Genomic DNA, 15034 nt, shown 5'->3' with positions numbered 1-15034 from the left:
AAAGACATGACCCGCGAAATCAGGCTCAACGCCTTCGACATGAATTGCGTCGGACACCAGTCGCCGGGGCTCTGGCGCCATCCGCGCGACAAGTCCTGGACCTACAAGGATCTCGACTACTGGGTGCATCTGGCCAAGACGCTGGAACGCGGCAAGTTCGACGGGCTGTTCATCGCCGACGTGCTCGGCGTCTATGATGTGCTGAACGGCAATGTCGATGCCGCCCTTCGCCATTCGGCGCAGGTGCCGGTCAACGACCCGTTGCAGCTCATCCCGACTATGGCCTACGCGACCGAACATCTCGGCTTCGGCCTGACGGCGTCGCTCTCCTTCGAGCATCCCTACACCTTCGCCCGCCGCATCTCGACGCTCGACCACCTGACCAAGGGGCGCGTCGGCTGGAATATCGTCACCTCCTACCTCAACAGCGGCGCGCTCAATATCGGCCAGCCGGCGCAGACGAAGCACGATGACCGCTACGATCTTGCCGAGGAATATCTGGAAGTCTGCTACAAGCTCTGGGAGGGAAGCTGGGAGGATGGCGCTGTCGTGCGCGACCGCGAAACCGGCATCTTCACCCATCCGGACAAGGTCCACCCGATCCGCCATTCCGGCAGGCATTTCAACGTGCCCGGCATTCACTTGAGCGAACCCTCGCCACAGCGCACACCGGTGCTCTACCAGGCCGGCGCCTCCAGCCGCGGCAAGGATTTCGCCGGCGCCCATGCCGAATGCATCTTCGTCGCTTCACCGTCGAAGGCGGTGCTGAAGCGCTATGTCGCCAATGTCCGCGAGGCGGCCGAACGCGTCGGCCGCAACCCGCGCGAAATCCTTGCTTTCAACCTGCAGACCGTGATCCTCGGTGAAACGGATGCGGAGGCACAGCGGAAATTCAACGAATACCGCAAATATGCCTCCTTCGAGGGCGCGCTAACGCTAATCTCCGGCTGGACCGGCATCGATTTCGGCCAGTTCGGGCCGGACGAAGTGTTGCGGCACCGCCATACCAATGCGGTGCAATCGGCTGTCGAGACCTTCACCACCATCGATCCCACCAAGGAATGGACGGTGCGCGAAATGGCCGATTGGGTCGGCGTCGGCGGTTTCGGCCCGGTCTTCGTCGGCTCGCCGCAGACGGTTGCCGATCTGATGCAGGAATGGGTCGAGGACACCGATGTCGACGGCTTCAACCTCGCCTATGCCGTGACACCCGAGAGTTTCGAGGATGCCGTCGATCTGCTGGTGCCGGAACTGCAAAAGCGCCGCGTCTACAAGACCGACTATGCCAAGGGAACGCTGCGGGAAAAACTCGGGGGAGCGGGGCCGCGGCTCGTTGCGCCGCATCCCGGGGCTGCCTATCGCAATCTCTTCGGCGAGCCCACCCGCGTCGCCGCCAGTGGCTGAGTGAATAATGGCGGGGTGACAAAAAATGTCTCGCGGTGTCCGAGGTTTAGAATTTAACCTCTATGACAATCGGCGTTTCACCCTGAATATGGGCGCTTGAAATTCGATCGATCAGGAGGGGTCATGACCGTACCATCTATCTCGCGGCGCACACTGATGAAGGGCACCGCCCTGCTCCTCGCTTCGACGACGCTCGCTCGCCAGGCGCTGGCGCAGGCGGCGCCTGCCGGTGGCCGGCTGATCGTTGCGGCCGATTCCGAACCGAAGAACCTCAATCCGGCGATCGTCGCCTCCAACGGCGTCTTCTTCGTTGCGAGCAAGGTGATCGAGCCGCTTGCCGAAGCCTCGTTCGACGGCAAGGACGGGCTTGCGCCGCGTCTCGCCACCTCCTGGGAGGGGTCGGCCGACGGCCTCTCCGTCACCTTCAAGCTGCGCGACGGCGTGACCTGGCACGACGGCAAGCCGTTCACCTCGGTCGATGTCGCCTTCTCGGCGCTCAACATCTGGAAGCCGCTGCAGAATCTCGGCCGCCTGGTCTTCGCCAATCTCGAAGCCGTCGATACGCCCGATGACTACACCGCCATCTTCCGCTTCTCCAAGCCGACGCCGTTCCAGCTCATCCGCAACGCCCTGCCTGTCGTCACCAGCGTCGTCGCCAAACACATCTTCGACGGTACCGATATTGCCACCAATCCGGCTAACACCACGCTTGTCGGTACCGGGCCGTTCAAGTTCGCCGAACACAAATCCGGCGAATATTACCGGCTGGTGCGCAATGAGAGTTACTGGGACAAGGAGCAGCCGAAACTCGACGAGATCGTCTTCCGCGTGCTGCCCGATCGCGAGGCTGCGGGTGCCGCACTCGAGGCTGACGAAATCCAGCTTGCCGCCTTTTCGGCGGTGCCGCTTGCCGATCTCGACCGCATCTCCAAGGTCGAGGGCATCAAGGTGATCTCCAAAGGCTACGAGGCTTTGACCTACCAGCTCGTCGTCGAGATCAATCACCGCCGCAAGGAACTGGCCGATCTCCGGGTCCGTCAGGCGATCGCCCAGGCGATCGACAAGAAATTCGTGGTCGACACCATCTTCCTCGGTTACGCCGCCGCTGCGACCGGCCCGGTGCCGAAGAATGCGCCGGAATTCTATACATCCGATGTCGCGACCTATGCGTTCGACCCCGCCGCCGCCAACGATATTCTCGACAAGGCGGGTTACAAACAAGGGCCTGATGGTAACCGTTTCTCGCTGAAGCTGCGCCCCGCACCCTATTTCAACGAGACCCGCCAGTTCGGCGATTACCTTCGCCAAGCGCTCGCCGTCATCGGCATCGATGCCGAGATCGTTAATGCCGATGCGGCCGCGCACCAGAAGGCTGTTTATACCGATCACGACTTCGACCTTGCCGTCGGCCCGCCGGTCTTCCGCGGCGATCCGGCGATCTCCACCACGATTCTCGTTCAGTCCGGGACGCCAGCCGGCGTGCCCTTCTCCAACCAGGGCGGCTACGTCAATCCGGAGCTCGACAAGATCATCAAACAGGCCTCCGAGACGGTCGACACGGCGGCGCGCACGGATCTCTACCGCAAGTTTCAGCAGCTCGTCGTCGCCGATCTGCCGCTGATCAACGTGGTGGAATGGGGGTTCATCACCGTCGCGCGCGACACCGTGCTCAATGTTGCGGACAATCCGCGCTGGGCGGTCTCGAACTGGGGCGATACCGCGCTGCAATCGTGATAGGATCGGCAGCAATTCTCTTCCAGAGGCCCTGTCCGGCGTGAAACGAGCCATCATCCTCCTGAGGCGCAGGGCAATCAGCAGCATTCCGGTGCTGCTGATCGTGGTGATCTTCACCTTTTTCCTGCTCGAATCCGCCTCGGGCGATGCCGTCGACGCCTATCTCGGTTCGATCGGCGGCGGCGATGCCGCACTGAGGCAGTCGCTGCGCGAGAGCTACGGCCTCGACCAGTCGATGTTTGCGCGCCTCTGGCTCTACCTTTCCTCGCTGGCGCGGTTCGATCTCGGCTGGTCGGTCGCCTTCAACCGGCCAGTCGGCGTGCTCATCACAGAGCGCCTGCCCAATACGCTGCTGCTGATGGGCAGCGCGACGGCACTCTCCTTTGGTATCGGCTCGGCGCTCGGCATCCTTGCCGGGGCGCGGCCGGGTAGCGTGCGAGATCGGATGCTGTCGATCGGCTCACTGATCGTCTATGCCATTCCGAGTTTCTGGCTCGGCCTGGTTCTCAGTATCGTTTTCTCGGTGAAGCTGCGTTGGTTTCCGATCGCCGGCGTGGAAACAATCGCTTCCGGCAAGACGGGATTTGCCCGCGCGCTCGACATTGCTGATCATTTGGTTCTGCCGGTGGGCGCGCTCGCGCTGATCTATCTCGCCTTGTTCCTGCGGGTGATGCGCAGCGGTATGGCCGAGGCCTGGAAGCTCGATTTCGTGCTCTTCGCCCGCGCCAAGGGCCTGTCGCGCAGCCGTATCGTGCTGCGTCACGTGGCGCGCAATGCGCTGCTGCCGCTCGTCACCATGCTCGGGCTGCAATCGGCGGCCATGCTCGGCGGCAGCGTGGTGATCGAGAGTGTCTTTGCGATCCCCGGTTTCGGCCGGCTGGCGCAGGAGGCGGTCAACGGCCGCGACGCGCCGCTGTTGATGGGCATCGTCGTCACCAGTGCCGTCCTCGTCATATCGGTCAATTTCCTCGTCGATCTCGTCTATGCCGCGCTCGATCCGCGCATCGGCGCATCGGAGGGCGGCGTATGAACTGGCTGCGGCGCCTGCTGCGCACACCGGAAGGTGCGGCCGGACTGGCGATCCTTCTCATCCTCCTTTTGGCCGGGCTGCTCGCTCCCGTCGTTTCGCCGGGCGATCCGCTGAGGATCGCCGGCCGCGCGTTGCTGGCGCCGTTCACCGATCCGGCTTTTCCGCTCGGCACCGACCGTCTCGGTCGCGACGTCCTGGCGGGGCTGCTCTATGGCGCGCGGACGTCGCTTGCCGTCGGCCTGGCGGCGGCGTTTTCAGCCATGGTGCTGGGGCTCTGTGTCGGCATGGTAGCCGGTTTTGCCGGCGGGCTCATTGACGAGGCGCTGATGCGGGTGGTCGACGCCTTCCAGATCGTGCCGGCTTTTCTCCTCGCCCTTGCCTTCGTCAGCACCATCGGGGTGTCGACGCCCATTATCGTCCTTGCCATCGCACTCGGGACGTGGGCCGATCCGGCACGGCTGACGCGAGCGCAGGTGCTTGCGATCCGCGAGCAGGATTATGTCGCCTCGGCAAGGGTGATCGGCATGCATCCGGCCGAAATCGCCTTTCGGGAAATCCTGCCGAACGCGCTGCCGCCGGTGCTGGCGCTTTCCGCCACCATCGTCGCCGGTGCTGTTCTCACCGAGGCAGCGCTGTCCTTCCTTGGCCTCGGCAATCCCAATATCGCCACCTGGGGTTCGATGATTGCCGAGGGCCGCAGCGTACTGCGTTCGGCATCCTATCTCTCGATCATACCGGGCGCTGCCCTCGCCGTGACCGTGCTCGGCGTCCATCTCTTTAGCGAGGGTCTCGGCCAGGCGCTCGGCGATAATGACGTGGGGGCGGCATGAGCGGTATTTTCTGCAGCCTGCGACAGCTTTCGGTCACCTATGGGCGCGGTGTCGCGGCCGCGCTCGACGGTATCGATCTCGATATCGTCGCCGGCGAAAGACTGGCAATCATCGGCGAAAGCGGCTCCGGCAAGAGCACACTCGCCCGCGCGCTAGCCGGCCTGCTGCCGGAGGGTGCGAGGGTCGGCGGCGAGATGCTCTGGCCCGGACTAGGCCATGCGCCCCGCCCGGGACGCGATTTCGGTGTCGTCTTCCAGGATCCCGGCTCCAGTCTCAATCCCGTGCTGACGATCGGAGAGCAGGTCGCCGAGGGCGCCAGGCGCCATCTCGGTCTCAGCTGGAAACAAGCCTATGTCAGAGCTGAGGAATTGCTCGGACGGGTGCGGATACCGCAGCCTGAAAAGACCATGCGGGCCTTTCCGCATCAGCTTTCCGGCGGCCAGCGCCAGCGCGTGGCGATCGCCGCAGCCATCGCTGCGAGGCCTGCGCTGCTGATCGCCGACGAGGCGACCAGCGCGCTCGACGTGGTCGTCCAGGCCGAGATTGTCCGTCTGCTCGACGGGTTGGTGCGCGAGGACGGCATGACGCTGCTGTTCATCACCCACGACATCGCGCTTGCCTCCGGTTTCGTCGACCGCATCGCCGTCTTCCGCAATGCGAGGCTGGTCGAGGCTGGCCCCGTCCGTTCCGTGCTTTCGGCGCCGAAAAGCGACTACACCGCCGCCCTGATCGCCAGCCATCGCGACCTCGCGACGCCGCCGCTGATCACGGAGGTGCAGCCATGAACGATGTGCTGCTTTCCGTCGAAAACCTGTCGAAAGGGTTTTCTTCCGGCGCGCGCCAAGTTGCCGCCCTCGACAATGTGTCGCTGACGATCGCGCCTGGGGAAACGCTCGGTCTCGTCGGGGCCTCCGGCAGTGGGAAATCGACGCTGTCGCGCATCCTGCTGCGGCTTCTCAGCGCCGATGCCGGGTCGATCCGCTTCGAGGGGGTGGATTGGCTTGCCCTGAACGGTGCGTCGTTGCGCCGCCGGCGGGCGCGCATGCAGATTGTGTTCCAGGACCCGCTCGCAGTCTTCAATCCGCTGGCGAGCGTTGGCGCCGTGCTCGACGATCCGCTTCGCATCCACGGCGTCGTCGCGAAAGACCGGCGCCCCGGCGAGATCGCCATGCTTCTCGAGCGTGTCGGCCTGCCCGCCGACTATGCCGGCCGGCCGGTCCGCGCGCTGTCCGGTGGCCAGCGGCAGCGCGTGGCGATCGCCCGGGCGATTGCGGCACGGCCCTCGCTGCTGGTGCTGGACGAAGCCGTATCGGCCCTCGACGTCACCGTGCGCGGCAGGATCCTGGAACTTCTGGTCGATCTGCAGAAAGAACAGGGCATTGCCTGTCTGTTCATTTCACACGATCTTGCCGTGGTCCGCGCCGTTTCCCACCGCATCGCCGTCATGGATGGCGGGCGGATCGTCGAGACCGGTCCGGCCGCGGCGCTCGTTGCCGCGCCGCAATCCGATGCCGCTCGCGCGCTCGTTGCCGCCGTGCCCCGTCTCGCGACCGATCCCTGCTGAAGGAAGTATCCATGTCCGATCTTGGTTGGAATCCCCTGCATGGCGTACCCTCCTATCCCGCGGAACGCTACGCAGCCCTTGCCGACAGGATCGGCCGCCTATTGCGCAGCCGTGGCGACATATTGCTTGTGCAGGCAGAGGCAGTGGTGGCGCTGGAGGCGGCAGCGGTCAGCCTTGCGCGCCCCGGCCTTGCCGCACTCAACATCGTCACCAGCCTCTATGGCGGTTGGTTCGGGCAATGGCTGCGGCGGGGCGGTGCAACGGTTGCCGATATCGTCGCCGAACCAGGCCTGCCGATCGAGATCGATGCCGTCGCCAAAGCACTCGACGCCGGTTCTCGCATCGATGTGCTCGCTCTGGTTCATGCCGAATCCGCCAGCGGCATTCTCAATCCCCTGCCCGAGATACTGGCGCTTGCGCGTGATCACGGCATCGTCACCGTCGTCGATGCGGTCGCCTCGGTCGGCGGTCACGAATTCGATGTCGACGATCTCGGCATCGACATCGCGGTGATCGGCCCGCAGAAGGCACTCGGCGGTCCGGCTGGTGTCTCCGCGCTCTCGGTCAGCCGCCGTGCCTGGGATTTCATTCTCCGAGATGGCGCACCGCGCGATTCGATCTTGTCTTTGGCGGACATGAAGAGCTGGGTCGATAGCGGCCGGTTCGGCCTGCCGGGAACGCCGGCGCCGCTGGAATTCTTCGCGCTGGAAACGTCGCTCGACCGCATCGAAGCCGAAGGCCTGGAGAATGTGGTCGCCCGCCATGCGCTTGCCGCATCGGCAACACGGGCGGGGCTTGCGGCACTCGGAACTCCGGTCTGGGTGCCGGCAGCAAAGGCGTCGAACCTGGTGACGGCGGTGCCGGTGCCGGAGGCGCTGGCACCTGCCGTGCTGATCACTGCCGCCGGACGACTGGGGGTCGAGCTGACCGAAGGTGTCGGAACCGCGCCGGCCCGTCTCGTGCGGCTGAACCACACAGGTCCGCGCGCCACATTCCAGACGGTGCTGTCGAATGTCGTGGCCTATGGCGCGGCCCTCAGGCAGGCCGGTCATCTCGCGGATATATCAGCCGCTTCGGAGGCGATTTCGTCGGCCTATAGCCGCTGAGAGATGTTCCCGGAACCGGGACGGCATGTCGATGACCACAAGGCCGCCGCCCGGCTTACGCTTGGCCCGGCAAAAACCCTCCGGCATCCCGATAAAGCCGTATTCAGTCCTTGATAATCGTCGCTCGCCAAGGCAGGAGAGAGGCATCGTGGAGACTTGGTGCAGATGACGAGATTGCTGGATGCGCAGGGCCTGGAGATTTCGCATGAGGGGCACCGCACCCGCCTGAAATGGCATAGGTTGCGCAAACGGTTTGCCGATCCGCTGTTCTCAGCCGAGGTTATGGCGGAAGGATTTGCCGCCGGCGCTTCGATGGAGCTCGATCTGCGCGTGCGCGCCGATAGCGGTTTCGTCGTGCTGCACGACGAGGACCTCGAAGGCGAAACGACCGGGCATGGACCGATCGCCGAAAAAAGCCTTGGTGACCTCGGCGATATCAGGATGCAGGAGGGCGACCGGCCGCTGATCCTCAGCGAAGATCTCGCTGCCATGCTGCAATCCGCCCATCCGGCCGCGCTGCTGCAATTCGACATGAAGGACGACTACGAGGCGATCGGCGCCAGGGGCATTGAGCATCTTGCCGCGCATTTCCGCCATATCGCCGCCTCGGTGATCGTTAGCGGCGGCAGTCTCGATCTCATCGTCGCGGTCAAGGAGAAGCTTCCGCATCTGCTGCGCGGGATCGACCCCACCGACAAGCTCTACGATATCAGCAAGGCTCGCGGCTGGAAGGCTGTCGAGGCGGAATTGCGCGCCGACCTGCGCGGCCCGACCGAACCGGACACGATTTATTTGCAGTGGTCACTGATCCTGGACGCCGCCAGGGACGGTCTCGACATGATCGCGCTCTGCCAGGATCAAGGCAAACGCGTCGATGCCTGGACCTTCACCCTGAAGGATCCGGAGGCTGGTTTCAGCGAAGAGGAATGGTTGAATTTCTCGGCGCTGATGGCCCTGAAGCCGGATCAGATCACCACCGACGAGGCACCGGCGACCGAACGCGCCTGGCGCCGCCGCATGGCAGTCTAACGACAAGCATCGGAGTATCATTTCGAAAGGTGTGAGCCGCTGTCGGGACTCTATTTATCGGCCTGTCGCATGTTTTGCGTAATTTGCATCATTTTAAACTTCTGATGCTATCCATATCCAGCAGACAAATGTTGGTGTTCGATATGCAAGTTGTTGATACTAAAGCAATTGCGCAACAAGCAAATTCCAGCTTGCAGGAAGCGTGGCATCTTGGGTGCACAGGCCGCTCCGTCGAGGCACTCACACTGGCCGGCCAGATCCTTGCGGATGCCACGGCGCGGGGCGACGATCGGCTCGCAGCTCAATGCGACACCGACATTGGCTGGTACTGTTTTCAGATCGGCAAGGCCGAACTTGGCCTGACGCATGTCCGCCGGGCGGTAGACTTCTGGAAAACGAACGGGGAGCCCAGGCAGGAAGCCTATGCCCGGGCCTATTTCGGATGGCTGCTGCTGGAATTGGGCCTGCCGGAGGAAGCGATCGAAGAAGCCACGCACGCGTTGGATCTGGCCGACAAGACAGCAGACCCGAAAGCGCAAAGCCTGGCCACCAACGTCATTGGAATTATCTTCTGGTACAACAAGCAGCCCGACCGGGCCATCCTGATGAGCGAGAGGTCTGTCGAACTCGCCAGATCGATCGGCGACAAGACCTATGAATGCTGGTGGCTCATCAATCTCGGCGGCGCTCATTCGGAAGCCGGATATATCGCGCAGGCGCTCGATCAGCCGGAGCAAGGCCACCAGATGCTGGTGAGAGCGCTGGAACTGACCGAACAGGCGCTCGACATCGCAACCGAGACTGGCGATCGCTGGGCTGCCCGCATCTGTCTCGGCAACAAAGCCGAGTTCCACAGCCACCTGGGCGAGCATGACAAGGCGCTCCAGTGCATGGTCCGCTACCGGCTGTTGCAGGAGAACAGCTATGTCAGGGACAGGCAGCAATATCTCTACACCTTGGGCCAGATCTACAACAATTCCGGCAAATTCGCGGAAGCTCTAGCGCCGCTGCTCGAGGCGGTGGAGCTGATAGACGATGGCGGCAGTTTCGATTCCTATATCCAGATCTATCTTCATCTGTCGCAAGCCTATGAGGGGCTGGGACAGTTCGATCCGGCGCTGGCGGCCCATAAAAAATATCACCAAGCCTATTTGCGCAATAGCGCCGAGAGAACCCAGCAGCGCGCCCGCCTTGCCGAAATCTACTATGAAACCAAGCGGTTCAAGGAAGTTGCCGAAACGGAGACGAAGCGCGCAGAAACGCTGGAGGCCTCCTATCAGAAGCTGCAGGAGCAAACCGATATCCTTGCCAGTGCCGTCTATGTGGACCCGCTGACCGGCCTCTATAACCGCAAATATCTTGACAGCCGTTTCAAAGAGCTGACGTCCGAGAAGCGCCCATATTCCATCGCTATGCTGGATGTCGATCACTTCAAGTCGGTCAACGACAACTTCTCTCACATGATCGGCGACCAGGTCCTCAGTGCCATTGGCGCCATATTGCGCGGCCAACTGCGCATTACCGATCAGGCAATTCGCTTTGGCGGCGAGGAATTCGTCGTCCTGCTCGCCGGCGCTCCCCGGGGCGCCGCCGATGTCTGCGAGCGGCTGCGTTTGGCCGTTGAACAGTGGGCCTGGTCCGAGATCTGCAACGGGTTGCACATTACGATCAGCATCGGTGTCGCCGGCACCCTGTCTGCCACTTCTCCGAACGAGATCCTGGCGATCGCCGATCAGAATCTCTATGCGGCGAAAAAGAGCGGCCGCAATCGCGTTGTTTCGTAACCGGCGTTTCCGCAGCTTTCGGGTCAACGTCGCAGTTACGCCAAATCGGGCGGGTCGCCTCTTTGAGAATGGTCTATTTATAGCCCTTCAATGTCGAGGATGAAGGCGAATTCGCCGGCAAGCCCCGGCGCGTGGGCTATGACAGGCCCGCCTTGCGCAAGCAGCCTGTCGACCGGCGGCATCGCCACCACAGCGCCGGCCTCTTCGGCGATCAGCGCGCCGGCGAGCATGTCCCAGGCATTGAGGTGGCGTTCGTAATAGAGATCGGCAGCGCCCTCGGCGACGCGGACGAGGTCGATCGCGGCCGCGCCCATGCGGCGATAATCCATGCCGCGTTCGTGGAGCCGCCGCGAAAGCGCGAGATGGTCTTCAAAGCTCGTCTTGCGGGAATGGCCGAGAATGACGAGCGCATTGGCCGGATCGACGGTCGCAGCCGCATGCACCGGAAGCCCGTCCTTGAAGGCGCCACCGCCGCGCACGGCATGAACGACCTTGTCGGCGGCGGCGTCATAGACCACGCCGATCTCAACCTTTCCCGATGCGACGAAGGCGATCGAGACGCCCCAGTGCCGGAAACCCCTGATATAGTTGGTGGTGCCGTCGATCGGATCGACGACCCAGGTGCCGCCCTCGCCCGATCGTCCGCCGCTCTCTTCGCCCATGAATGTATCGTCCGGAAAGCGCGACAACAGCCCGTCGCGGATTGCCTGCTCGGCCTTTCTGTCGGCGATGGTGACGAAATCCTGCAATCCCTTGTTCTCGACGGCGAGGCTACCGGGGACGGAGTCCCACCGAAAGCGGGCCGTTTCCCGTCCGACCTCGAGGGCAACTGACATGGCGACCTCCGCCCGTGCGCGGATGGCGGCGGCATCGAATGCGGAATTCATCAGGCAGTCCTTCTTCTGATCAATGTCACCGGCGTGAATTCGACACGCGCCGTCAGGTCCGGCTCGGCCATCCGGCTCATCAGCAGGTCGACCGTCTTTTCGGCCTGGACGTCGCAGGGCTGGCGGATGGTCGTGAGATCGTAAGCGGTCCAGCTCGCTTGCGGAATGTCGTCATGGCCGATGATGCGGAGCGGCGGCGCGTCATCGCGGCCGCGGCCCTGCATGACGCGGTCGATCACGCCGCAGGCCATGTAGTCGTTGGCGCAGAACAGTCCGTCGATGCCGGATGCGGCAAGTTCGGCTGCCGCATCATAACCGCTCCGGTAGTTGTTGATCCTTACCTGCAGGAATTGCGCCTCGACGCCGAGCTGCCTGCAACGCGCGATGAAGGCCTCGCTGCGCCGCCGCGCCGTATAGGATACGGCAGGTGCGGCCATCACGGCGGGCTTTCGCACGCCGCTGTCGATCAGCTGGGTGGCGGCGAGATGGCCGGCCATCCGGTCGTCGGAAATGATGCGGTCGACGAAGGGGATGTCGTTGCCCTTGTTGATCAGCACGATCGGCACGCCTTCGGCCGCGCACTGCTCGCAGATTTCGGTCGGCGGTGCGTCCGAAGTGACGATGACGCCTGACACGGCGTAATGCAGCAGCTGGCCGATGACCGTCGAAGTATCGGCCTCCGGCGAGGTCGGCAGCAGGATGGGACGGAAATTACGGGCGAGCAGCACTCTTGCGAGATTCTCGATCTGTAGCGTGCGGAACGGGTTGTCGAGGCCGGCAGCGACGACGCCGACGAGATCGGAGCGTTTGTTGGTCAGGCTTCGGGCAAGATAGTTCACCCGGTAGCCGAGTTCCTTGGCCGCCTGGTAGACCTTCTCGCGCGTCTTCGGCGAGACGCTGGCATCCGGCGTGAAGGCGCGCGACACGGCGGCGCGCGAGACGCCGGCCACACGCGCCACATCGAAGGAGGTTACCTTGCGCGGTCCCTTATCCCTGTCTGCCAACTGCTTTTTCCTTAACCGCAGGCGACCGCATCAGATCGGGCAGATCCGTGCAGATGCCGAGAACGGGAAGCTTCATGATGTCGTCGAGAATGGCCGGTCGCTCCTCGTGCCAGAGCACGATCTCGCGGCCCGCCTCGAAGGCGCGGTTCATCAGCGCCTCGGTGACCAGATCCTGCGGACGCTCGCCTGCCCTCTCCCAACAGAGATGCAGGATATCGGCGCCGGCCTCGTCGCCGAGTACATGCGGATCGTGGCCGACGCGGATCAGCACCGAGAGAGGAAAATCGCAGGCCGCGTCACGGAGTTCGCGCACCTGCGCCGTGTCGAAGGAGCCGAGACAGGCGAAACGCTGGTTCATCTCGGCAAGATGCCGCCAGCAGCGCATGCCGGTCCCAGGCGCTTTCAGCTCGACATAGAGACCGGTCCCGGTCTCGCGGCCGAGGGCGGCGACCTCCGAAAAACTCGGCACATCGACACCGTCGAGCCCGGCAAGCTCCGCTGCCGTCATTTCGGAAATGCGGCGGTCGATGCCGAAGACGCGCTCGAGATGGTCGTCATGCGAGACGACGACCACGCCGTCGCTGGTCAGCTGCGTGTCGAGCTCCCACATCTCAGCGCCGAGTTCGGCGGCGCGGCGAAAAGCGGCCAACGTGTTCTCGGGTTCATGGCCGCTGGCGCCACGATGGCCGATGCAAAAGGGAAGCCGGCCCTTGGTCGCTGGCCAGCCGTAACGCTCGAAAAATCCCGAAAAATCGCGGGTCATCAGAGCCTCCTGCCATTTTCATCGAAGACGAATATGCCGCGGCTGTCGATTGCCCACCGGACGTCGTCGCCGACATGGATATCGCTGCGCACCGGCTGGATCGAACGCAGCAGCGGCCCGCCGGCAAGAGCCACGTCGTAGAGATTCTCGCGGCCTTGCGTTTCGGCGAAGGTGATCTTGCCGGGCACGGGGATGTCGCCCGCCGGCGTGAAATGCTCCGGCCGGACGCCGAGCATCAGCTTCGTGCCCTCGGCGGCGCCGATGGTATCGGGCAGCGGCACGCGGATCTCGCTTTCCGGGATCGTAAAGGCGCCCTTGTCGACGACGCCGCGCAGGAAGGTGATCGGCGGGTTGCCGAGAAAGCCGGCGACGAAGGCGGTCTTCGGATCGTTGTACATTTGGGCCGGCGTGGCGATCTGAACGATCTCGCCTTCCTTCATGATGGCGATGCGGTCGCACATGCTCATCGCCTCCACCTGGTCATGGGTGACGAGAATGGCGGTGATGCCGGTCTCGCGCTGCAGGCGGCGGATTTCCGAGCGCATTTCGAGGCGCAGCTTGGCGTCGAGATTGGCGAGCGGTTCGTCGAGCAGCAGTACATCAGGCTTGCGGATCAGCGCGCGGGCGAGCGCCACGCGCTGCTGCTGGCCGCCGGAAAGCTGGGCCGGCCGGCGCCCCATCAGGTTGCCGATCTGCACGAGGGCTGCGATCTGGTCGACCTCCTTTCGGATTTCGGCGGCGGACACGCCCTTCACCTTCAGGGGAAAGCCGATGTTTTCGGCAACCGTCATGTGTGGGTAGAGCGCATAGGATTGGAAGACGACGCCGACATTGCGGGCCTGGCTCGGCAGATCGGTGACGTCGCGGTCACCGAAGAGGATGCGTCCGCCGGTCGGCCGGTGAATGCCGCAGACCGCAAAAAGCGTCGTCGATTTGCCGCAGCCGGAAGGCCCGAGCAGCGCCAGCATCTCGCCGTCGCCGACTTCGAGCCGCATGTTCTCGATGACCTTGGTGGAGCCGAAGCTCTTCGAAAAATTGTCGAGGAGGATGCGCATCAGCCTTTGCTCCCGCCGCCGTAGATGTTCATGAGATATTTGTTGAAGAGTGCATAGGCGATCAGAACCGGGAGGAAGTAGAAGATGCCGACCGCTTTGAACATGTTGAAATCGTAATTATTGTCGTCGACGAGGAAGCCGGCGAGATAGACCGACAGCACCTGCACCTGATTGCCAGGCGCCAGCACCTGCGGCAGGATGAATTCACCCCAGCCAGAGAGGAAGGAGAACAAGCCGAGCGCCATGATGCCGGGCTTGACTTGCGGCAGCACAAGGCTGCGCCAGACGCGGAAACGCGAGGCGCCGTCGACGACACCGGCCATCTCGATTTCCCACGGCACGGTGTCGTAGAAGCCTTTCATCAGCCAGATGCCGAGCGGCAGGTCGATCGCCGCCTTTACCAGGATGACGCCGATCAGCGAATTGTAGAGGCCGATCATCTGCAGCACGATGAAGATGGCGATGATCAGCGTCACCGAGGGGAAGGCATGCAGCACCATGACGCCGGCAAGGAAGAAGCCGCGCGCCGGGACGTTCAGCCGCGATAGCACATAGCCCGCCATCGACGAGACGATGAGCACGACGCTGGTGGTGCAGGCTGCAAAGAGCAGCGTATTCACCGTCACTTGCCAGATGTTCGCCTTGCCCGCCGTCGTCTGCCACAGGAAACGCCAGTGCTCGAGCGTCAAGGCGGAGGGCAGCAAGGCATCCGGCTGCCTTACCGTCACGGTGTCGAGGAAGAGATAGGCATACATCAGGAGCAGCGGCAGGCTGACGATTGTCAGTGCCGATATGACGGGCCAGCTGCGGTAATTTGCCGAAGGCTGCGATTGTTCGGCCATGG

Annotated in this window: 14 protein-coding genes; 9 read left to right on the top strand and 5 right to left on the bottom strand. The window is 63.4% G+C overall.

Annotated elements, in window-relative coordinates; all coding sequences use genetic code 11:
• Nucleotides 1–6: 6 nt before the first annotated feature.
• From FHX10_RS09395 to FHX10_RS09355, 9 genes are all read left to right on the top strand, one after another.
• Entirely contained in the window at nt 7–1404 is a 1398-nt protein-coding gene (locus tag FHX10_RS09395) for an LLM class flavin-dependent oxidoreductase (RefSeq protein ID WP_132573503.1), read from the top strand.
• Between the two features lie 123 nt (nt 1405–1527).
• Nucleotides 1528–3138: an ABC transporter substrate-binding protein gene (locus FHX10_RS09390; protein WP_097622795.1), complete on the top strand. Its 1611-nt coding sequence runs from the start codon at nt 1528–1530 to the stop codon at nt 3136–3138.
• A 40-nt stretch (nt 3139–3178) separates the two neighbouring features.
• Nucleotides 3179–4168 carry an ABC transporter permease gene (locus FHX10_RS09385; protein WP_132573505.1) on the top strand — a complete coding sequence of 330 codons (990 nt, stop codon included), beginning with the start codon at nt 3179–3181 and terminating at the stop codon, nt 4166–4168.
• Nucleotides 4165–4998, top strand: coding sequence for an ABC transporter permease (locus FHX10_RS09380; protein ID WP_097622793.1), 834 nt, complete (start codon nt 4165–4167; stop codon nt 4996–4998). Before FHX10_RS09385 ends, FHX10_RS09380 begins: the two co-directional genes overlap by 4 nt.
• Nucleotides 4995–5783 (top strand): ABC transporter ATP-binding protein, encoded by a 789-nt coding sequence (locus tag FHX10_RS09375; RefSeq protein ID WP_097622792.1) that lies wholly within the window; start codon nt 4995–4997, stop codon nt 5781–5783. The genes FHX10_RS09380 and FHX10_RS09375 overlap by 4 nt, the downstream gene beginning before the upstream one ends.
• The gene (locus tag FHX10_RS09370; RefSeq protein WP_097622791.1) at nt 5780–6562 is read left to right on the top strand and encodes an ABC transporter ATP-binding protein; all 783 of its coding nucleotides are present in this window, start codon (nt 5780–5782) and stop codon (nt 6560–6562) included. Before FHX10_RS09375 ends, FHX10_RS09370 begins: the two co-directional genes overlap by 4 nt.
• Before the next feature lie 11 nt (nt 6563–6573).
• A complete protein-coding gene (locus FHX10_RS09365) occupies nt 6574–7668 on the top strand; it encodes a pyridoxal-phosphate-dependent aminotransferase family protein (protein WP_097630948.1) in 1095 nt (364 codons plus the stop codon).
• A 165-nt stretch (nt 7669–7833) separates the two neighbouring features.
• Nucleotides 7834–8697: a glycerophosphodiester phosphodiesterase gene (locus FHX10_RS09360; protein WP_179867839.1), complete on the top strand. Its 864-nt coding sequence runs from the start codon at nt 7834–7836 to the stop codon at nt 8695–8697.
• 128 nt (nt 8698–8825) lie between these two features.
• On the top strand, nt 8826–10481 hold the full coding sequence (locus FHX10_RS09355; RefSeq protein ID WP_132573507.1) for a tetratricopeptide repeat-containing diguanylate cyclase: 1656 nt from the start codon (nt 8826–8828) through the stop codon (nt 10479–10481).
• A gap of 77 nt (nt 10482–10558) precedes the next feature.
• Here FHX10_RS09355 and FHX10_RS09350 read toward each other — a convergent pair whose 3' ends face one another.
• The 5 genes from FHX10_RS09350 to FHX10_RS09330 are packed head-to-tail and all read right to left on the bottom strand — an operon-like array spanning nt 10559 to nt 15032.
• Nucleotides 10559–11368: an inositol monophosphatase family protein gene (locus tag FHX10_RS09350; RefSeq protein ID WP_132573509.1), complete on the bottom strand. Its 810-nt coding sequence runs from the start codon at nt 11366–11368 to the stop codon at nt 10559–10561.
• Nucleotides 11368–12372 carry a LacI family DNA-binding transcriptional regulator gene (locus tag FHX10_RS09345; RefSeq protein ID WP_047613100.1) on the bottom strand — a complete coding sequence of 335 codons (1005 nt, stop codon included), beginning with the start codon at nt 12370–12372 and terminating at the stop codon, nt 11368–11370. Before FHX10_RS09345 ends, FHX10_RS09350 begins: the two co-directional genes overlap by 1 nt.
• Nucleotides 12356–13135: a glycerophosphodiester phosphodiesterase gene (locus tag FHX10_RS09340; RefSeq protein WP_132573511.1), complete on the bottom strand. Its 780-nt coding sequence runs from the start codon at nt 13133–13135 to the stop codon at nt 12356–12358. The genes FHX10_RS09345 and FHX10_RS09340 overlap by 17 nt, the downstream gene beginning before the upstream one ends.
• On the bottom strand, nt 13135–14190 hold the full coding sequence (locus tag FHX10_RS09335; protein ID WP_097544030.1) for an ABC transporter ATP-binding protein: 1056 nt from the start codon (nt 14188–14190) through the stop codon (nt 13135–13137). The genes FHX10_RS09340 and FHX10_RS09335 overlap by 1 nt, the downstream gene beginning before the upstream one ends.
• A complete protein-coding gene (locus tag FHX10_RS09330; protein ID WP_097544031.1) occupies nt 14190–15032 on the bottom strand; it encodes a carbohydrate ABC transporter permease in 843 nt (280 codons plus the stop codon). Before FHX10_RS09330 ends, FHX10_RS09335 begins: the two co-directional genes overlap by 1 nt.
• Nucleotides 15033–15034: the final 2 nt, after the last annotated feature.

The organism is Rhizobium sp. BK591 (assembly GCF_014195045.1).
Taxonomy (GTDB): Bacteria; Pseudomonadota; Alphaproteobacteria; order Rhizobiales; family Rhizobiaceae; genus Rhizobium; species Rhizobium anhuiense.
The sequence above is the reverse complement of the archived record's forward strand: the minus strand, read 5'-3'. Positions and strand labels throughout refer to the sequence as shown.

Excerpts from the sequence above, each read along its gene's own strand:
- FHX10_RS09330 (WP_097544031.1), bottom strand. The coding sequence starts at position 15,032 with ATGGCCGAACAATCGCAGCCTTCGGCAAATTACCGCAGCTGGCCCGTC.
- FHX10_RS09375 (WP_097622792.1), top strand. The coding sequence starts at position 4,995 with ATGAGCGGTATTTTCTGCAGCCTGCGACAGCTTTCGGTCACCTATGGG.
- FHX10_RS09335 (WP_097544030.1), bottom strand. The coding sequence starts at position 14,190 with ATGCGCATCCTCCTCGACAATTTTTCGAAGAGCTTCGGCTCCACCAAG.
- FHX10_RS09390 (WP_097622795.1), top strand. The coding sequence starts at position 1,528 with ATGACCGTACCATCTATCTCGCGGCGCACACTGATGAAGGGCACCGCC.
- FHX10_RS09360 (WP_179867839.1), top strand. The coding sequence starts at position 7,834 with ATGACGAGATTGCTGGATGCGCAGGGCCTGGAGATTTCGCATGAGGGG.
- FHX10_RS09355 (WP_132573507.1), top strand. The coding sequence starts at position 8,826 with ATGTTGGTGTTCGATATGCAAGTTGTTGATACTAAAGCAATTGCGCAA.
- FHX10_RS09380 (WP_097622793.1), top strand. The coding sequence starts at position 4,165 with ATGAACTGGCTGCGGCGCCTGCTGCGCACACCGGAAGGTGCGGCCGGA.
- FHX10_RS09340 (WP_132573511.1), bottom strand. The coding sequence starts at position 13,135 with ATGACCCGCGATTTTTCGGGATTTTTCGAGCGTTACGGCTGGCCAGCG.
- FHX10_RS09350 (WP_132573509.1), bottom strand. The coding sequence starts at position 11,368 with ATGAATTCCGCATTCGATGCCGCCGCCATCCGCGCACGGGCGGAGGTC.
- FHX10_RS09365 (WP_097630948.1), top strand. The coding sequence starts at position 6,574 with ATGTCCGATCTTGGTTGGAATCCCCTGCATGGCGTACCCTCCTATCCC.
- FHX10_RS09395 (WP_132573503.1), top strand. The coding sequence starts at position 7 with ATGACCCGCGAAATCAGGCTCAACGCCTTCGACATGAATTGCGTCGGA.
- FHX10_RS09370 (WP_097622791.1), top strand. The coding sequence starts at position 5,780 with ATGAACGATGTGCTGCTTTCCGTCGAAAACCTGTCGAAAGGGTTTTCT.